Source organism: Candidatus Pelagibacter sp., assembly GCF_052049975.1.
Lineage (GTDB): Bacteria > Pseudomonadota > Alphaproteobacteria > Pelagibacterales > Pelagibacteraceae > Pelagibacter.
In genome coordinates, this window is sequence record NZ_JBNGYZ010000002.1 from 427437 (window position 1) to 444364 (window position 16928).

At 30.8% G+C, this 16928-nt stretch carries 20 protein-coding genes; 4 read left to right on the top strand and 16 right to left on the bottom strand.

Annotation, left to right across the window (positions count from 1 at the left end):
- Window positions 1-3: 3 nt before the first annotated feature.
- The 6 genes from ACTT9U_RS06035 to folE all read right to left on the bottom strand — a co-directional run bounded on the left by ACTT9U_RS06035 (window position 4) and on the right by folE (window position 6260).
- Window positions 4-1059, bottom strand: a complete 1056-nt coding sequence (locus ACTT9U_RS06035; RefSeq protein WP_440932263.1) for an ABC transporter ATP-binding protein — start codon at window positions 1057-1059, stop codon at window positions 4-6.
- Window positions 1059-2666, bottom strand: a complete 1608-nt coding sequence (locus ACTT9U_RS06040; RefSeq protein ID WP_440932264.1) for an ABC transporter permease — start codon at window positions 2664-2666, stop codon at window positions 1059-1061. The genes ACTT9U_RS06035 and ACTT9U_RS06040 overlap by 1 nt, the downstream gene beginning before the upstream one ends.
- A complete protein-coding gene (locus ACTT9U_RS06045) occupies window positions 2667-3683 on the bottom strand; it encodes an extracellular solute-binding protein (protein WP_440932265.1) in 1017 nt (338 codons plus the stop codon).
- Window positions 3684-3761: 78 nt separating this feature from the next.
- A complete protein-coding gene (locus ACTT9U_RS06050; RefSeq protein WP_440932266.1) occupies window positions 3762-4652 on the bottom strand; it encodes a LysR family transcriptional regulator in 891 nt (296 codons plus the stop codon).
- The gene (locus ACTT9U_RS06055) at window positions 4652-5653 is read right to left on the bottom strand and encodes an MDR family oxidoreductase (RefSeq protein WP_440932267.1); all 1002 of its coding nucleotides are present in this window, start codon (window positions 5651-5653) and stop codon (window positions 4652-4654) included. Before ACTT9U_RS06055 ends, ACTT9U_RS06050 begins: the two co-directional genes overlap by 1 nt.
- Before the next feature lies 1 nt (window position 5654).
- Complete coding sequence (gene folE / locus ACTT9U_RS06060) at window positions 5655-6260, bottom strand: GTP cyclohydrolase I FolE (protein WP_440932268.1); 606 nt, start codon at window positions 6258-6260, stop codon at window positions 5655-5657.
- Between the two features lie 77 nt (window positions 6261-6337).
- Here folE and hisI point away from each other — a divergent pair, with 77 nt between their 5' ends.
- From hisI to ACTT9U_RS06075, 3 genes are read left to right on the top strand one after another with little or no spacing between them, the layout of a single operon-like run.
- The gene (gene hisI / locus ACTT9U_RS06065) at window positions 6338-6805 is read left to right on the top strand and encodes a phosphoribosyl-AMP cyclohydrolase (protein ID WP_440932269.1); all 468 of its coding nucleotides are present in this window, start codon (window positions 6338-6340) and stop codon (window positions 6803-6805) included.
- Window positions 6805-7431: a putative 2OG-Fe(II) oxygenase gene (locus tag ACTT9U_RS06070; protein ID WP_440932270.1), complete on the top strand. Its 627-nt coding sequence runs from the start codon at window positions 6805-6807 to the stop codon at window positions 7429-7431. The genes hisI and ACTT9U_RS06070 overlap by 1 nt, the downstream gene beginning before the upstream one ends.
- Window positions 7432-7806: a DUF2237 family protein gene (locus tag ACTT9U_RS06075; protein ID WP_440932271.1), complete on the top strand. Its 375-nt coding sequence runs from the start codon at window positions 7432-7434 to the stop codon at window positions 7804-7806.
- 4 nt (window positions 7807-7810) lie between these two features.
- On the opposite strand, the gene ACTT9U_RS06080 is transcribed toward ACTT9U_RS06075, so the two are convergent.
- From ACTT9U_RS06080 to ACTT9U_RS06105, 6 genes are read right to left on the bottom strand one after another with little or no spacing between them, the layout of a single operon-like run.
- Window positions 7811-9430: an electron transfer flavoprotein-ubiquinone oxidoreductase gene (locus tag ACTT9U_RS06080; protein WP_440932272.1), complete on the bottom strand. Its 1620-nt coding sequence runs from the start codon at window positions 9428-9430 to the stop codon at window positions 7811-7813.
- A 23-nt stretch (window positions 9431-9453) separates the two neighbouring features.
- Window positions 9454-10407 carry an electron transfer flavoprotein subunit alpha/FixB family protein gene (locus tag ACTT9U_RS06085; RefSeq protein WP_440932273.1) on the bottom strand — a complete coding sequence of 318 codons (954 nt, stop codon included), beginning with the start codon at window positions 10405-10407 and terminating at the stop codon, window positions 9454-9456.
- Complete coding sequence (locus ACTT9U_RS06090) at window positions 10407-11156, bottom strand: electron transfer flavoprotein subunit beta/FixA family protein (protein WP_440932274.1); 750 nt, start codon at window positions 11154-11156, stop codon at window positions 10407-10409. Before ACTT9U_RS06090 ends, ACTT9U_RS06085 begins: the two co-directional genes overlap by 1 nt.
- The gene (locus tag ACTT9U_RS06095) at window positions 11156-13588 is read right to left on the bottom strand and encodes a GcvT family protein (protein WP_440932275.1); all 2433 of its coding nucleotides are present in this window, start codon (window positions 13586-13588) and stop codon (window positions 11156-11158) included. Before ACTT9U_RS06095 ends, ACTT9U_RS06090 begins: the two co-directional genes overlap by 1 nt.
- A gap of 58 nt (window positions 13589-13646) precedes the next feature.
- Window positions 13647-14120 (bottom strand): hypothetical protein, encoded by a 474-nt coding sequence (locus ACTT9U_RS06100; RefSeq protein WP_440932276.1) that lies wholly within the window; start codon window positions 14118-14120, stop codon window positions 13647-13649.
- The gene (locus ACTT9U_RS06105; protein WP_440932277.1) at window positions 14092-14661 is read right to left on the bottom strand and encodes an NAD(P)H-dependent oxidoreductase; all 570 of its coding nucleotides are present in this window, start codon (window positions 14659-14661) and stop codon (window positions 14092-14094) included. The genes ACTT9U_RS06100 and ACTT9U_RS06105 overlap by 29 nt, the downstream gene beginning before the upstream one ends.
- Before the next feature lie 29 nt (window positions 14662-14690).
- Here ACTT9U_RS06105 and ACTT9U_RS06110 point away from each other — a divergent pair, with 29 nt between their 5' ends.
- Entirely contained in the window at window positions 14691-14888 is a 198-nt protein-coding gene (locus ACTT9U_RS06110) for a hypothetical protein (protein WP_440932278.1), read from the top strand.
- On the opposite strand, the gene ACTT9U_RS06115 is transcribed toward ACTT9U_RS06110, so the two are convergent.
- The 4 genes from ACTT9U_RS06115 to ACTT9U_RS06130 are packed head-to-tail and all read right to left on the bottom strand — an operon-like array spanning window position 14846 to window position 16897.
- Entirely contained in the window at window positions 14846-15268 is a 423-nt protein-coding gene (locus ACTT9U_RS06115) for a DUF6691 family protein (RefSeq protein ID WP_440932279.1), read from the bottom strand. The two genes, ACTT9U_RS06110 and ACTT9U_RS06115, sit on opposite strands and share 43 nt — an antisense overlap.
- Complete coding sequence (locus ACTT9U_RS06120) at window positions 15265-15684, bottom strand: YeeE/YedE family protein (RefSeq protein ID WP_440932280.1); 420 nt, start codon at window positions 15682-15684, stop codon at window positions 15265-15267. The genes ACTT9U_RS06115 and ACTT9U_RS06120 overlap by 4 nt, the downstream gene beginning before the upstream one ends.
- Window positions 15684-16124, bottom strand: coding sequence for a CoA-binding protein (locus ACTT9U_RS06125; RefSeq protein ID WP_440932281.1), 441 nt, complete (start codon window positions 16122-16124; stop codon window positions 15684-15686). The genes ACTT9U_RS06120 and ACTT9U_RS06125 overlap by 1 nt, the downstream gene beginning before the upstream one ends.
- The gene (locus ACTT9U_RS06130; RefSeq protein ID WP_440932282.1) at window positions 16124-16897 is read right to left on the bottom strand and encodes an enoyl-CoA hydratase; all 774 of its coding nucleotides are present in this window, start codon (window positions 16895-16897) and stop codon (window positions 16124-16126) included. Before ACTT9U_RS06130 ends, ACTT9U_RS06125 begins: the two co-directional genes overlap by 1 nt.
- Window positions 16898-16928 lie beyond the last annotated feature (31 nt).

Below are 16928 nucleotides of genomic sequence, written 5' to 3' on the forward strand. Positions count from 1 at the left end.
TTACTAAAAGCAAACTATATGATCAATATGAATCGGTCTTTTAATACCAAATTTTTCATCAACTTCGTGTTGATGAATGTGGTGTGAATGAACAAAAACAGGTATTAACATTTCACTTGGTGTTTTGAGGGTATAAATAAAGTTTGTACCTCTAAATTTTCTATCAACTACTTCTAATTTTAAATTACTTTTATCATCATGTTCTAGATCTTCTGGTTGTAGAAGTAATTTTACTTCTGATCCTTTTGGATAATGCTTGATAAAATTTCCTTCTATAGTCCCAAGATCTTTATTTTCTAATGAGTTTTCACCTGTAACTTTAGCAGGAATTAATATTCCTCTATTTAAAAAATTAACTACTTCTACTGAATTTGGAAAATGATAAACATTGTAAGGATCATCATATTGTTTTAGTTGACCATTTAAAATAATCCCACATTTGCTTCCTAAGTAAAATGCCTCATAAGAGTCGTGTGTAACAATTATAGTTGTTATTTTATACTCACTCAGAATTTGCTTTAACTTTACCTGAATTTCCTCTTTAAAACTTTGGTCTACATTTGAAAGAGGCTCATCTAATAATAATAGATCTGGCATTGACAATAATGATCTTGCTAAAGATGCTCTTTGAGCTTCTCCTGAACTTATTTGGTGAGGATACTTATTTACAATATGATCAAGATGTAAAAAATTTACTACATCATCAATTTTTAATTTTTTTTTTCGTTTATTTCTTTCAGCACCAAAAGAAATATTTTCTAAAACTGTATAATGTGGAAACAATGAGTTATCTTGGAAAGCTAAAGATATATTTCTTTTTTCAGGTTCAACGTGTTTTTCTTTTGATGACAACAATTTGTCATTTAAAACTATTTTACCTGAATTGATTTTTTCTAATCCTGCAATTGTTCTAAGAATTGTAGTTTTACCAATACCAGATGGCCCAAGTAAACAAACAATATCTCCTTCATTTTCAATATTAAATGAAACATTGTTAACTTTATTTTTATTGCTAGCTGCAAAAGTTACGTTTTCAATTTCTAAAAAACTTTTTTTCATTAATCTCTTAATATGTATTTAGATGTAGTTAAAATAAAAATACTTGCAATAACAATAAGTATCAATGAAGGAGCGGCGGCGGCCTCTAATAAATCTTGAGATGCAAATGTATATGCCTTAGTTGCAAATGTTTCAAAATTAAATGGTCTCATTATTAATGTAATTGGTAACTCTTTTATAATCTCAATAGATAACAAAATCCCTATTAATAAAATTGAATTTTTTAAATAAGGTAAATGAATATTTGTAAAAGTTTTAAACTTTGAATAACCTAATAAATAAGCACTTTCATCAATAGAATAATTTATTTTTAAATATCCAGATTTGATTCCATTGTTAGCCAAAGAGTAAAATCTGATAAAATAAACTAAAACTAATCCAAAGATTGATCCTATAAAAATTGATTTAAGATTTAACAAATTTGACATTGTAAAATCTACAAAAGATATGAAACTTATGAAAGCTACAGCTAAGATTACTCCTGGAATTGCGTATCCAGAAATAGAAAAAGTAGTTAACGCCTCTAAAAATTTACTTCTTGATATCCGATTTCCATAATTAGAAAGAAAGGCAAACAGAATTAACACTAAACACGACAGAATTACTAAAGTAATGGTATTAAATATTAATTCTAAGATATTTAAATCATTTAAATGTTTTGGAAAAATTATTGTCCAGTAAAGCATTTGTGATACTGGAAAAACAAAACTTATAAAAAATATACTTCCACAGATTAAACTAGCTATTTTAGATTTATAACCTTGAAGTTTAATCTTTGATTTAGTTTTAAAACCACCTTTAGCTGATGAATGATACTGGGCTTTTTTTCTTGAAAAATTTTCAATTAAAAACAAAGCTAAAATAAAGATGAGCAAGAAAAATGATATTCTATTAGCTAAAACTAAATCATCAAATGCAATCCAAGCATTATAAATTCCTGTTGTCAAAGTAGATATTCCAAAAAATGACACTGAACCAAAATCAGATAATGTTTCCATTGCAACTAAGGAAAGTCCTGCAATTATAGCTGGTCTTGCTGAAGGTAATATTATTCTAAAAAAAGATTTTGATTTGGAAAATCCTAAATTTTTTCCAAGATCAATTAAATTTTGAGATTGATAATTAAATGAAGCTCTTGTTAAGACATATACGTATCCAAATATTGAAAACGAAATAGAAATGATTGCACCTATCATACCATCCATTTTTGGAATATATTTATTGTAATCACCTTCACCAAATAGATTTGTCAAAACTGCAAATGCAGTACCATAGTTTTCAAAAAATGCTGTTAATGAATATGAATAAATATAAGCGGGCACTGCAAATGATAAAATTAAAGCCCACTTATAAAAATTAACTCCTGGAAATTCATAAAATGAAACTAAGTAAGCAGCTCCTACTCCAATAATAAAAGTAATAATTAAAACTCCAAATAAAAGTAATATTGAATTGAAAATATACTCGAATAAAAAAGTATCTTTTAAAATAGAGCTATAAGAACCAGTGGTTTCAAAAAAACTTCCAAAAACTGTTAAGATTGGGATAGCAACAAATAAAGAAATTATAAATGAACTTAAATACCAAATATTTATTCTGCTAGACATCTATTTCCATCCTGAAATAAGCATTAATTTAAATGCATCTGATTGATAATTAATAAATTCTGCCACAGGTGTTTTTAAATCTTGTTTAAAATATCCCATAGATTCTATTAATTCGTGTGACTTGACGTTATTAAGAATTGAGTATTCAAAAGTATTTTCTACAATATGCTTTTGTGCTTCTTCAGTTAGTAAAAACTCAATTAGTTTTAAAGCATTGTTAGGATTAGGAGAATTTTTTAAAATCCCCACTCCACTTATATTAATATGAGTTCCTCTATCATTCTGATTTGGGAAATAAGGTGTTACTTTTTTTGCTGCTTCTTTTTGTTCTTTGCCCTTTTGACCTGACAACATTAACGCATAATAATAAGTATTAGCGATTGCTAAATCTGCTTCACCAGCCGCAACTGCTAAAATTTGAGCACGATCATTTCCTTTAGGTGATCTTGCAAAATTAGATACAAAATTTTTTAACCAAAATTGAATTTTATCTTTTCCATTATTTTGGATTAAAGAGGCAATTAAAGATTGATTATAAATGTTATCTGATTTTCTAATTACAATTCTATTTTTCCAAATATCATTTGCTAAATCTTCGTAACGTAAATTTTTAATTTCTTCATCAGAAACTCTATCTTTTGAGTAAAAAATTATTCTTGCCCTTTTAGCTATAGCCGTCCAATTACTAGATCTTAATGTTTCTGGAACTTGTTTTTTGATAAATGGCGAAGTGGTTGTTTGAAACATTCCATCTTTTTCAAACGATCCTAATCTTCCAGCATCTGCTGTAATGTATAGATCTGCTTTTGAATTTTTACCTTCTTCTTTAATTCTTTTTTGTAGTGCTTTATCTTTTCCAGAAACAACATTAACTTTTATTCCCGTTTCAGCTGTAAATTTTTTATATAACTGAATATCAGAATCATAATGTCTTGAGCTAAAAACATTAACTTCTTCAGCAATTGCTAAATTGCTAAAAAAACTAATTACAAATAATACAACAGTTAAAAATTTCATATTTAATGATTAAATAATTGAGAATTAATCTAGTTGCGAATGATTATCAATCGCAATATGGTTTGTCAACCTTTATATTTACGAATTCCAATCTCCTATTTTACTAAATAAGAAATTTCTAAATGCCTGAACCCTTGCAGTGTTCTTTAATGATTGAGGATAGACGAAATGTGCTTCAGTAATTGGTCCCTCGGATTTTGGAAGAACTTTTATTACTTTTGATGAATTTGTTACTAAATATTCTGGCAATGCAGCTAAACCAACCCCAGCTTCTACTGCTAACAATAAACCCATAACACTATTTACTTTCATTATAGTTTTTCTTTTTTTTCCATCAGGCATACCTAATTTTAAAGCCCAATCAGGATTATAAACTGGCGAAGGAGCCCCTTTACCAAATGAAATAAATTTATGTTTATTGAGATCATTTACTGTTTTAGGCATTCCATACTTTTCTAAGTATTTATTTGAACCGTAGATATAATATTTTAAATCAATAAGTTTTTTTTGAATATAATTTAGTTGTTTTGGTCTTCTCATAAAAATACCAATATCTGCTTGTCTCGTACTTAAATCTAATTCTTTATCTTCAAATATTAATTCAATCTCAATTTCAGGATTTAGAGTCATAAATTCCTGAATTCTAGGTGTTAGCCAGTGAGTACCAAAACTTCTTACCGTTGTAATTGTAAGTTTTCCAGTTGGTTTATTTTTTTGATCTCCTAATGAAGTTTCTACCTCTTTTAGCTTACTAATTACCTCGTGAGCTGTTTTAAATACATACTCACCATTTTCAGTAAGAGTTAATCCTCTTGCATGTCTTTCAAATAGTTGGACTTTTAGATCTTGTTCTAAAGATTGAATTTGTCGACTGATAGCTGATTGACTTAAATTAAGGTTAATTGTTGCATTTGTAAAACTTCCAGCTTCTGCAACTGCATGAAAAATTTTTAGCTTATCCCAATCCATTACTTATTAAGATCAACTAAAACTCTTCCTGATATTTCTCCTTTTAATATTTTAGGATAAGTTTCAATTAACTCCTCTAAACTTACAGTTTGAACAGATGGTTCTATTAAACTAAAATCGATTAAATTTGCCGCCTCTCCCCAAATAAATTCTCTTCTTTTAATACTGCAATTTGCTGAATCCATTCCCCACAGTTTAATTCCTCTTAACATAAATGGGATTACATTAGTATTCAGTTCATTTGTATTTGCATTTCCACAAACTGCAATTATTCCATTTGGTTTTGTTTGTACAATTGTATTCGCTAAAATTTTTCCACCAACAGTATCAACCACTCCATCCCACAACCCTTTATCAATTAATTTGGGATCTTTATCAAATTCAGATCTGTTAATTACATTTTTTGCTCCAAGAGATTTTAAATAATCTGCTTTAGAATCTTTCCCAGTTACAGCAGTAACATTATAACCAAGTTTATTTAGAGCAATGACAGCAACACTTCCTACGCCACCAGTTGCACCCGTTACTAAAACATCATTTACCTTTTCACCTAATAATATTCCCTCACGCGCTTGAATTGCAAACGCACTCATTAAAGATGTGAAACCAGCTGTCCCTAAAATCATTGCTTGTTTAGAAGTAAGGTTTGATGGTTTCTTAACTAAAAAATTTCCATCTACTTTTGCAACCTGAGAATATCCACCGTAAAAAACTTCACCAACTCTAAATCCAGTTAAAATAACTTCATCACCTTCTTTAAATTTTGAATTTTCACTTTCAATGACAGTTCCTGAAAAGTCTATACCTGGAATATGAGGGAATTCTTTTACAAGTCTTCCACCATTTTTTAAAATCATTCCATCTTTAAAATTTAAGTCTGAATATTCAACTTTAACAGTTACATCGCCATGTTTTAAAAAACTTTTATCTATTGATTTTACTTCTCTTGAAAAGTTCTCACCTTCCTGATTGAGAACTATAGCTTTGAAATTATCTGACACTTTATTTACTTATAAACCTTAAATATCTATTTTGAATTGAAAGATCTTCTTTAAATTGACCTAGGAAATAGTTCGTCACTGTAGTGGCGTTCTCTTTTTTAATTCCTCTCATAGTCATACATTGATGAGCAGCATCAATTGTTACAGCAACACCTTTTGCATCTAAAGCTGTCATTAAAGATTGTGCAATTTGCATCGTTAATCTTTCTTGAGTTTGTAATCTTTTTGAAAATACCTCAACAACTCTTGCAAGTTTACTTAAACCAACAACTCTATCTTTTGGAATGTAAGCTAAATGAGCTGTACCAACTATCGGTGCCATATGATGTTCACAATGACTAGTAACTGATATATTTTTTTCAACAACCATGTCGTCATAGCCCTCGACATCACCAAAAGTCTTTTCTAAAACTTTATTTGCATCAACGCTATAACCACCAAAGTATTCTTTATAAGCTTTTAAAACTCTTTTTGGGGTTTCAACTAATCCTTCTCTGCTTGGATCTTCGCCCATCCAGCTAAGGATAGTTCTAAAGGCTTCTAAAGCTTCATCATCTGAAACTTTTTTTGACTGTTCGTTTAAATCGGTATCTTTTACTAATTTCATCGTAGGGTCTTATACATATAAATTAATATTTTTAAAATATTTAATATAAGCAAATTTATGCTACAAAATCACTTCTTATGTTCAAAAAAAGAGAAAATGTTGAGGAAATAGAAGAAGGGAATCTTCTTTCTCCAAAATTTGATAATGATGGTTTGATCCCTGTCATAACTATGTGCGCAAAAACAAAAGATATTTTAATGCATGGTTATATGAATGTTGAAGCATTTCAAAAAACTATTGAAACAAAAGAAGCACATTATTTTAGTAGATCAAGGAAAGCTATTTGGCACAAAGGAAAAACAAGTGGGTTTGTTCAAAAAGTAATAGAGATAAGAATTGATGATGACCAAGACTCTGTTTGGTTAACAGTAGATATTGGTGATGGAGCTAGTTGTCATGTTGGTTATCGTTCTTGTTTTTATAGATCTATACCTCTAGGTCCAATTGATAATGCTAGAAAAATTGAAATGAAATTTCTTGAAGATGAAAAAAAATTTGATCCAGAAAAAGTCTACAAAGGCCAACCAAACCCTACAAAAATTTAATGGAAAAAACTATCTTTAAACCATTTGGTCCATCAATTTTGAAGGTTAAACTACCTCAAGATATTATAGATAAACTAAATGACTATACTGATACTAAATCAAAAGAAAATATTGATGAACAAAATTTAAATGCTGGAGATAAACTGGCTGGTAATGTCTCGCAAGAAATTCAAGTTGAAAATGATTTTGTAAAGGAAAGTGGTTTTGGAAACTTTTTGATGACCGAAACAGCTAATTGGATTTTTTCATCTGCAAAACAAAAAAAAATTAAAAACTTTAGACTTGTTGGTTCATGGATAGTCAGACAATACAAAGATGAATTTAATCCATTGCATACACACACAGGTCATGTTTCAGGAGTTGGATATCTTAAAGTTCCAAAAAATTTAGGAGAAACTAAGCAAAAGAACAAACCAAATAAAAATGGTTTTTTGCAATTAGTTCATGGTTCAAAACTTTTTTTATCAGACTCAATTTTTAGCATTAAGCCAGAAGTAGGAGATTTTTACTTTTTCCCCCATTACTTAATGCATACTGTATATCCATTTTGCGATACTGATGAGGAGAGAAGATCTGTTTCATTCAACGCTTATATAGATCCAGAGATTTACGGATCTACTGACTAAATGGAAAAAAATCAAAAAAATGTTTTAGGAGAAAAACTGGAAGAGTGCTCTAATGATCCTTTAACAGGATGGTACAGAGATGGTTGTTGTAACACTGATGAAAATGATCATGGTATTCATACTGTTTGCGCAAAGGTTACTACTGAATTCCTTGAATGGTGTAAAGAAGCTGGCAATGATTTAATTACTCCTCATCCAGAATTTGGATTCCCAGGATTAAAAGATGGAGATGGATGGTGTGTTTGTGCAACTTGGTATGCAAGAGCGGTTGAAGCAGGTAAAGGTTGTCCAATTAAATTAAAATGTACACACGAAAATACTCTCAAGCTAATTCCAATCGAAACTTTAAAAAAATTTGCAATAGATCTTTCTTAAAGATCTACATATTTCCATACTTAGGACCACCACCACCTTCTGGTGTCACCCAAGTAATATTTTGAGACGGTTCTTTTATGTCACAAGTTTTACAGTGAATACAGTTTTGAGAATTTATAACAAATTTATTTACATCGCCTTCTTTTTGAACTTCATAAACACCAGCTGGACAATATCTTTGTGCAGGCTCATCAAATTTTTCTAAAGTATATTTTATTGGCAACTCAGGGTCTTTAAGTCTTAAATGTACTGGTTGATTATCTTCATGGTTAGTACCTGTTAAATATACTGAGCTTGTTTTATCAAATGTAATGACATTATCAGGTTTTGGATAATCAATTTTTGGCATTTCATTAGCTGGTTTCAAAGTTTCATGATCAGCATGTTTGTGCTTCAGGGTAAAAGGTAATTTTCCTCTAAATAATATTTGATCTATACCTGTAAAAATTATACCTAAAATTAGTCCCCAACTGAAACTTGGCTTTACATTTCTTGCTCTAAATAACTCCTCATATAACCAACTATTTTTAAATCTTTCTTCATAACTAGATAAATCTTTACTTTCTTTTAAATTATCAATTATTGTCTCAGCTGCAATCATTCCACTTTTCATCGCAGTATGAGATCCTTTGATTTTTGGCATATTTAATGTTCCAGCATCACATCCAATTAATAATGCTCCTGGCATAAACATTTTTGGCAAACTCTGAAAACCACCCTCAATTAACGCTCTTGCTCCATAAGAAATTCTTTTTCCACCTTCTATTATTTTTTTAATTGCTGGATGAGTTTTAAATCTTTGAAATTCATCAAATGGTGAAAGATGAGGATTTTTATAATCCAAACCAATTACATAACCCAAGAAAACTTGTTTATTTTCTGCATGATACATAAAGCTACCACCATAGGTATTATTATCTAATGGCCATCCTGCTGTATGCATAACTAAACCTTCTTCATGTGTATTATCGCTTACTTCCCAAATTTCTTTAAAACCAATTCCATATTGTTGGGGATCTTTATCTTTGTTTAATTCAAATTTACTTATTAACTGTTTACCTAAATGTCCTCTGCATCCTTCTGCAAATACAGTTACTTTTCCATGTAATTCCATACCAGGTTCATAGCTGTCTTTTTTATTCCCTTCTTTATCAATACCCATATCTTGAGTAGCTACACCTTTTACAGATCCATCATCATTATAAAGAATTTCACTTGCAGGAAAACCTGGGAATATTTCAACGCCTAAAGCTTCAGCTTGTTCTGCTAACCATCTACACAAATTAGCTAAGCTAATAATATAATTTTTATGGTTCTGCTGTACTGATGGTAATAACCAAGTAGGCCAACTAATAGATTTTTCTTTTCCTAGAAATAAAAATTTTTCTTTTGTGACTTTTGTTTTAATTGGAGAATTTAATTCTTTCCAATTTGGTAAAAGTTCATCTAAAGCTCTAGTTTCAAAAACATTACCACTCAATATGTGAGCACCTATTTCAGAAGCTTTTTCTAAAAGACAAACATTAAGATTTGAGTCTAATTGTTTTAATTTTATTGCTGTTGTTAATCCTGATGGTCCTCCACCAACGATTACAACATCATATTCCATCGACTCTCTTGTCATTAGATAATTTTGTACAGGATTTGTTATTTTTGTATAGTGTTTAATTTGTTCAATTCCTCTAAGAATTGAGGAAGTGCTTCAAATAAATCTGCTTCTAAACCATAGTCGGCTACACTGAAAATTGGTGCTTCACCATCTTTGTTAATAGCAACGATAATTTTACTTTCTTTCATTCCAGCTAAATGCTGAATTGCACCCGAAATACCTACTGCAATATATAAATCTGGAACTACTACTTTTCCTGTTTGTCCAACTTGATGATCATTGCTGATATAACCAGCATCAACAGCGGCTCTTGATGCTCCTATTGCAGCATTCAATTTATCTGCAACAGCAGTAATTAATTTAAAGTTATCGCCATTTTGCATTCCTCTTCCACCAGAAACTACTACTCTTGCTGTTCCAAGTTCTGGTCTATCAGATTTTATTTCTTCTCTTTTAACAAATTTTGTTAATGCAAATTCATCACTTGGATCAACTTTTTCTATTGGAGCTGAGCCACCGCTTGTTTCACAAGGGTCAAAAGATGTTGGTCTTATTGTTACACATTTCTTTGGATCATTGCTTTTAACTGTAGCAAATGCATTACCAGCATAGATAGGTCTTAAAAAAATATCTGCTGAAACAACTTTAGTAATATCACTAATCTGAGATGTGTCTAAATTTGCAGCAATTCTTGGCATTAAATTTTTTCCAAATGTATTTGCGGAACAAATAATGTACGAATAATTTTCAGCTAATTTAATTACAACTGGTGCAAAATTCTCTGCAACAAAATTTTCATAATGAGGAGCCTCAACAGTTAAAACTTTTTTAACTAATGGTAATTCAGACAAAGCTTTTGCTGCATCTGCACAATTGTTTCCTATTACCAATCCATGAACATCAGCATCAATTTGTGAAGCTGCTGTTACAGCATTTAAAGTAAATGGTTTTAATTCTTTATTATTGTGCTCTGCTATAAGAAGTACTGACATTATATTACCTTTGCTTCATTTTTTAATTTTTGAACAAGTTCTGCAACATTTGCAACTTTAATACCTGCTTTTCTTTTTGGTGGTTCTTCAACTTTTAAGACTTCTACTCTTGGAGCAGTATCAACACCAAGATCTGCTGCATTTAATTGATCAATCGGTTTTTTCTTTGCTTTCATGATATTAGGTAATGAAGCATATCTAGGTTCATTTAATCTAAGATCACATGTAACAATTGCTGGTACATTAATCTCAATTGTCTCCAAGCCTTCATCAATTTCTCTAACAACTTCTAATTTTCCATCATTAACATCTATTTTTGATGCAAAAGTTGCTTGAGGCCAATTTAATAATGCACTTAACATCTGACCTGTTTGGTTGCAGTCATCATCAATAGCTTGTTTTCCCATAAATACTAAATCTGGGTTTTCTTTTTCTACAACTTTTTGTAATAATTTTGAAACTGCTAAAGGTTCAATTGTTCCATCAACTTTTACATGAATGCCTCTATCAGCACCTACAGCAAGAGCTTTTCTAACAGTCTCTTGAGCTTTTTCTTCTCCAATAGTAACAGCAACTACCTCTGTTGCTTTTCCAGCCTCTTTAATTTTTACCGCTTCTTCAACTGCATTATCATCAGGTGGATTAGTAGACATTTTAACATTGTCAGTAACAACACCTGTTCCATCTTCTTTTACTCTGATTTGAACGTTGTAATCAATTACTCTTTTAACAGCGACTAGAATTTTCATTAACCTCTCAACAAATTATTTTCTGGATCGTATGGACTTTCATCCAAGACCGTAGCGTCATACATTTTTCCCAAAATATCAACTTTTAATTTTTCGCCAACTGTCGCAACCTCAGGTTTGATCATTGCTAATGCGATGGACCTGTCTAATCTAAATCCGTATTCTCCCCCTGTTGCTCTACCAACAACTTTATCATTTTGATAAATTGGGTTATTTCCTAAAACATCGGCATCCTCAGTGTTATGAACTTCTAAAGTTACTAGTTTGTTATCAAAACCCTTTTCTCTCCACTTATTTAATGCCTCAAGTCCTATAAAGTTTCCCTTATTTGGATGAATAAATCTATCTAAACCAGATTCGTATGGTGAGTACTCAATTGAAAGTTCTGTGCCTACTAATTTGTAAGATTTTTCAACTCTCAAACTATTCATTGCTCTAATTCCAAATGGTTTAATTCCAAATTCTTTTCCAGCTTCCATTAATTTATCAAATATATGATTTTGATATTCAATTGGATGATGAAGTTCCCAGCCTAATTCACCAACAAAGTTTACTCTCATTGCATTTACAGGTGCATAGCCAACATCAACTTTTTTAGCTGTTAACCATTTAAAGTTTTCATTTGAAAAATCATCTTTAGAAACTTTTTCCATTAGTTTCCTTGCTTTTGGTCCAGCTACAACTAAGACACCATTGCTGTTTGTAAGATCTTCAAATATTACTGATCCGTCTGTTGGCATCCATTTTTGTATCCAATCATGGTCTAATCTTAAGTTAGCTCCAGCTGAAACTAAATAATAACTATTCTCTGCTTCTTTCATGATTGTAAATTCTGAATGAACTCCGCCTTTTGTATTTAATGCATGACATAAATTTATTCTTCCAATTTTTTTAGGAAGTTTGTTTGCAACTAAATAATCTAAAAACTCTTCAGCTTTAGGCCCTTTAATTCTACATTTAGCAAATGCTGTCATATCAAGCAGACCAACATTTTCTTTTACATTTTGGCATTCTTTTTTTATTGCCTCAAACCATTTTGATCTTCTAAATGACCAATCATCTTTTTGTTCCATTCCATCTGTTGCAAAAAAGTTTGGTCTTTCCCATCCAAACTTTTGACCAAATACTGCACCTAAATTTTTCATTCTCTCATAACATGGAGAAGTTCTTAAAGGTCTTGCAGCAGGTCTTTCTTCATCTGGATAATGAACAATAAATACATGACTGTAAGCTTCTTCGTTTTTAGCTTTTAAATATGATTTAGAACAATAATTTCCATATCTTCTAGGCTCTACACCAAGCATATCAATAGTTGGTTCACCATCTACTATCCATTCTGCTAGCTGCCAACCTGCTCCACCTGCAGCAGTAATACCAAAACTGTGTCCTTCATTAATCCAGAAATTTTTTAAACCCCATGCAGGGCCGACAATTGGATTTCCATCAGGCGTATAACAAATTGCACCATTGTAAACTTTTTTAACACCTACTTCTCCAAAAGCTGGAACTCTATGAATTGCGCCTTCTATATGGGGTGCAAGTCTATCTAAATCTTCTTGAAATAATTCATACTCAGAATCTTTCGATGGACCTTCAACGTAACAGGCTGGTGCTCCGTCTTCATATGGGCCTAAAATTAACCCACCCGCTTCTTCTCTCATATACCATCTGCTATCACTATCTCTTAAAACACCCATCTCAGGTAACCCTTCTTTTTTTCTTTTTTGAATTTCTGGATGAGGCTCTGTAACAATATATTGATGCTCAACAGGAATAACTGGAATTTCTAAACCAACCATCTCTCCTGTTTGTCTAGCAAAATTTCCTGAACAAGAAATTATATGCTCACACTCGATCGATCCTTTATCGGTTTCAACAATCCAACCATCTTTGGTTTGCCTCATTGCTAAAACTGTAGTGTTTCTATAAATCTCTGCTCCTCTATTTCTTGCGCCTGTTGCAAGAGCTTGAGTTAAATCAGCTGGTTGAATATACCCATCTTCTGGGTGTTGAATAGCTCCAACTAAATCATCTGTATGACATAAAGGCCAAATTTCTTTTACTTGTTCTGGTTTTAAAAATTTTACATCTACACCAATTGTTTTTGCAACACCTGCATACTGATAATATTCATCCATTCTGTCTTTGGTGCTTGCAAGTCTAATATTCGATACAACACTAAAACCAACATTCTTTCCTGTCTCTTCTTCAAGTTTTTTATATAAATTTACAGCATACTTATGGAGTTGTCCTACCGAATAACTCATATTAAATAATGGAAGTAAACCTGCTGCGTGCCAAGTAGAACCAGAAGTTAATTCTTTTCTTTCAACTAAAACTACATCTGACCAACCTTTTTTTGCTAAATGATAAAGTGCACTTACACCTACAACACCACCACCAACAACAACTACTTTAGTTTTAGTTTTCATTTTTCAGATTCCTACTAAATTTTTCGATAATCTGAAAGAAAAATGTATCTGTGGATAATTAAATTGAGTTACCTAATGATATCGGTTGAGACACCATGGTCGTGAGCCAGCAGTCATTAAGTGGTCCTTCAGAGGATAATTTTTCAACCTGCCAATTGAATTTATGATAGTTCTTGTCTCTCCCTAAAATTATGACTTCAAACTGGGCCCAATTGTCGCCAAATGCTAATTGGGTAACTGTATGCTCCAAATGATCTATCATCATTGAATAAGATTTTCCTTTTAGCATAGTCTTAAATCTTGGAAGTGGACCGGTAACCTGTTTGTTGGCTGGATGTGCAAAATTCCAGGTTTGCTCAATTCCACTATCAGTAAAATCTTTGTCGTTATTCATTAATCCTTTTAACTGAATTTCCACTACTTGTTTTGGGGAAATATCTTTGTTTGGTTTTATTAAATCTGCCTTTGCCAAACAAGTAAGCAACAATAGAATAGCTAATGATCTAAACACTATTTGCAGTTTCTCTAACATCCTTTAAAAACTCTTTTCTTTTTTCTTCGCCTACAAAAGGTACAGCAAAATATCTTCTGTAGTTAATATTGTAAATTCCACACATATGGAAAACACCTCTTTTTAATCTTCTTATCGGTAAGTTTAAAAAAAAAGTTGTAATAGCTAGTCTAGGAGATCCGTATGTACAAAAAATTACAGCATTTTTATTTTTTAAGTTCCCAATTGGATAACCATAGTTTCCAACTAATTGTTTAAATCTGAAAGCCCAAGGTGGCGCTAAAACTTTATCTATCCAACCCTCGACAATTGCTGGCATTCTAAAATTCCATATTGGAGCTATTAAAACAATAGTGTCAGCTTCTTCTATTCTCTTTCTATGATCTAAAACTTCTTTATCAGGTTCTTCGCCTGCAAAAACTGGATTAAATTTCTCTTTATATAAATCAACAACATCAACATAGTTACCTTTCTCTTTAGATGTTTTTATAAATTCATCTCTAATTGCAGCATTAAATGATGCGTCATTGTAGTGTCCGTATACTAAAAAAATTTTCTTCATAATTTGAGAACTATTTATATAAAGATTTTATGGAAAATTACTATGTAATTGAAGGTGATCATGTTGATCCTAACGATATAAAATCAATAAAAGAAGATACAAAAAACCAACATGGACCTTTTTCTAAAAATAAAGCTGAAGATTTTGCTAAAAGCTTAATTCAAAAAAATATCGATAATTTCTATCATCGAGCTTGGGTTGTGGATTCAAATAACCTAACTAAATAAAACCCAATAAACATCGATATAACAAAAGTAATTGAATTATAATTAATTAGAGTAATTGATGAAATTGCTGGACCTGGACACAGACCACCAAGCCCCCAACCTACTCCAAAAATTGCTGAGCCTAAAACCAATTTTTTATTTATCTCTTTATTATTTGGAATATTGAATGAAACTTCACATATAGGTTTTTCTTTATTTTTTATAAGATGGAATAAAGGTGAAGATACCGCTAAAGCTCCTATCATTACAAAAGCTAATGAAGGATCCCAATTACCAAATAAATTTAAAAATCCTAAAACTTTTTCAGGATTGATCATTTCACTTATAACCAAACCTATTCCAAAAATAATTCCTGAAATTAATGAAATAACTCTAGTCATACAAAATTTTTAATTAAAACTGTTAAAATTCCAACAACCATAAAAGTTATTGTTGCTATAATTGATCTTAGAGAAAATCTTCCAATTCCACTTATTCCATGCCCACTTGTACAGCCTCCACTAATCCTTGTCCCAATACCAACTAATAATCCTGCTACAATTAATAAAGATAAAGAATTTGAAATTGAAATATTAATCTCTTTATTTGAAATTAAAGCATATAGAATTGGACCTACAATTAAACCTACTAAAAATAAAATGTTATCTATTCTTCTTTCTTTTTGGTTTAATGCATTAGCTGCAATTCCACTAATTCCAACTAATCTCCCATTAAATAAGAAGAAAATTACTACAGCTAAACCTATAATTGCTCCTCCAATCAACGCAGAATAAGGTGTGAAATTTACTATTGTCATTAATTACTTAGTACTGGAAACGCTTGTCTGATTTTTAGAAAGTGTTTTTGATATTCCATCTTTGTACATCGGTTTTCAATATACTCAATGTTATTTCTTGAAGTAATGCTTTTAGCTTTCTCACATTTAATTCCAAGTTGGAGCCATAAAGTTTTTGCTTTTATTTGTACAGTTTCATTAGCAAAACCTTCTGCTTCTTTAGAAGGTCTGAAAACATTAACTATATCAACTTTTTCTTTTATCTCATTTAAACTTCCAACAAACTCTTCACCTAATACTTTCTCACCTTTAGATCTTGGGTTTACAGGAATAACTTTAAATCCATATTCTTGCATATATTTCATAACTATAGTCGAAGTTTTACTTGTATCTTTGCTAACTCCAATCATTGCAATTGTTTTAGAATTTGACAAAATTTCTTTTATTTTTTCATCTGTCATTATCTATTTTTCCAAACAGGTTTTCTTTTTTGAAGAAATGCAGAAATTCCTTCTTGCGCATCCATTGCCATCATATTTAAAGTCATCATTTTACTCGTATAAGCATAAGCTTTACTTAATGGCATTTCTAATTGTTTATAAAAAGCTTGCTTACCAATTTTAATTGTAAGATTAGATTTTGAGGCAATTTTTTTAGCAACTTTTAAAACTTCATTGTTTAATTTTGATTTAGGAAAGCAATCGTTAATTAAACCTAATTCTTTTGCATAATCTGCTTTAATCGGTTCCCCAGTTAATAACATTTTCATCATAGGTTTTCTTTGAATTTTTCTGCTAACCGCAACCATAGGAGTACTACAAAATAATCCTATGTTTACTCCTGGTGTTGCAAACAACGCATCTTTTGTGCTGTAAGCTAAGTCACAACTTGCAACCAGTTGACATCCTGCAGCATAAGCAGCACCATGGACTTTAGCAATAACAGGTTTTTTTCCTTCAACAATTTGCAACATCAATTTTGAACAAAGATTAAATAACTTTTGATATTTATTTTTAACTTTTAAACTTTTGACCTCTTTCAAATTGTGTCCAGCACTAAAACCTTTGCCAGCTCCTTCTAAAATTATAACCTTAATTTTTTTATCTTTATCAAGCTTCTTAAATACTTTGATTAAATCACTTAAATTTTTAAACGATAAAGAGTTATAAGTTTTTGGTTCATTAATAGTAACTAAGGCAATACTGTTTTGAATAATCTTATATTTAATATTCATAATTAATTAGAACCTATATTAAAATAGATTT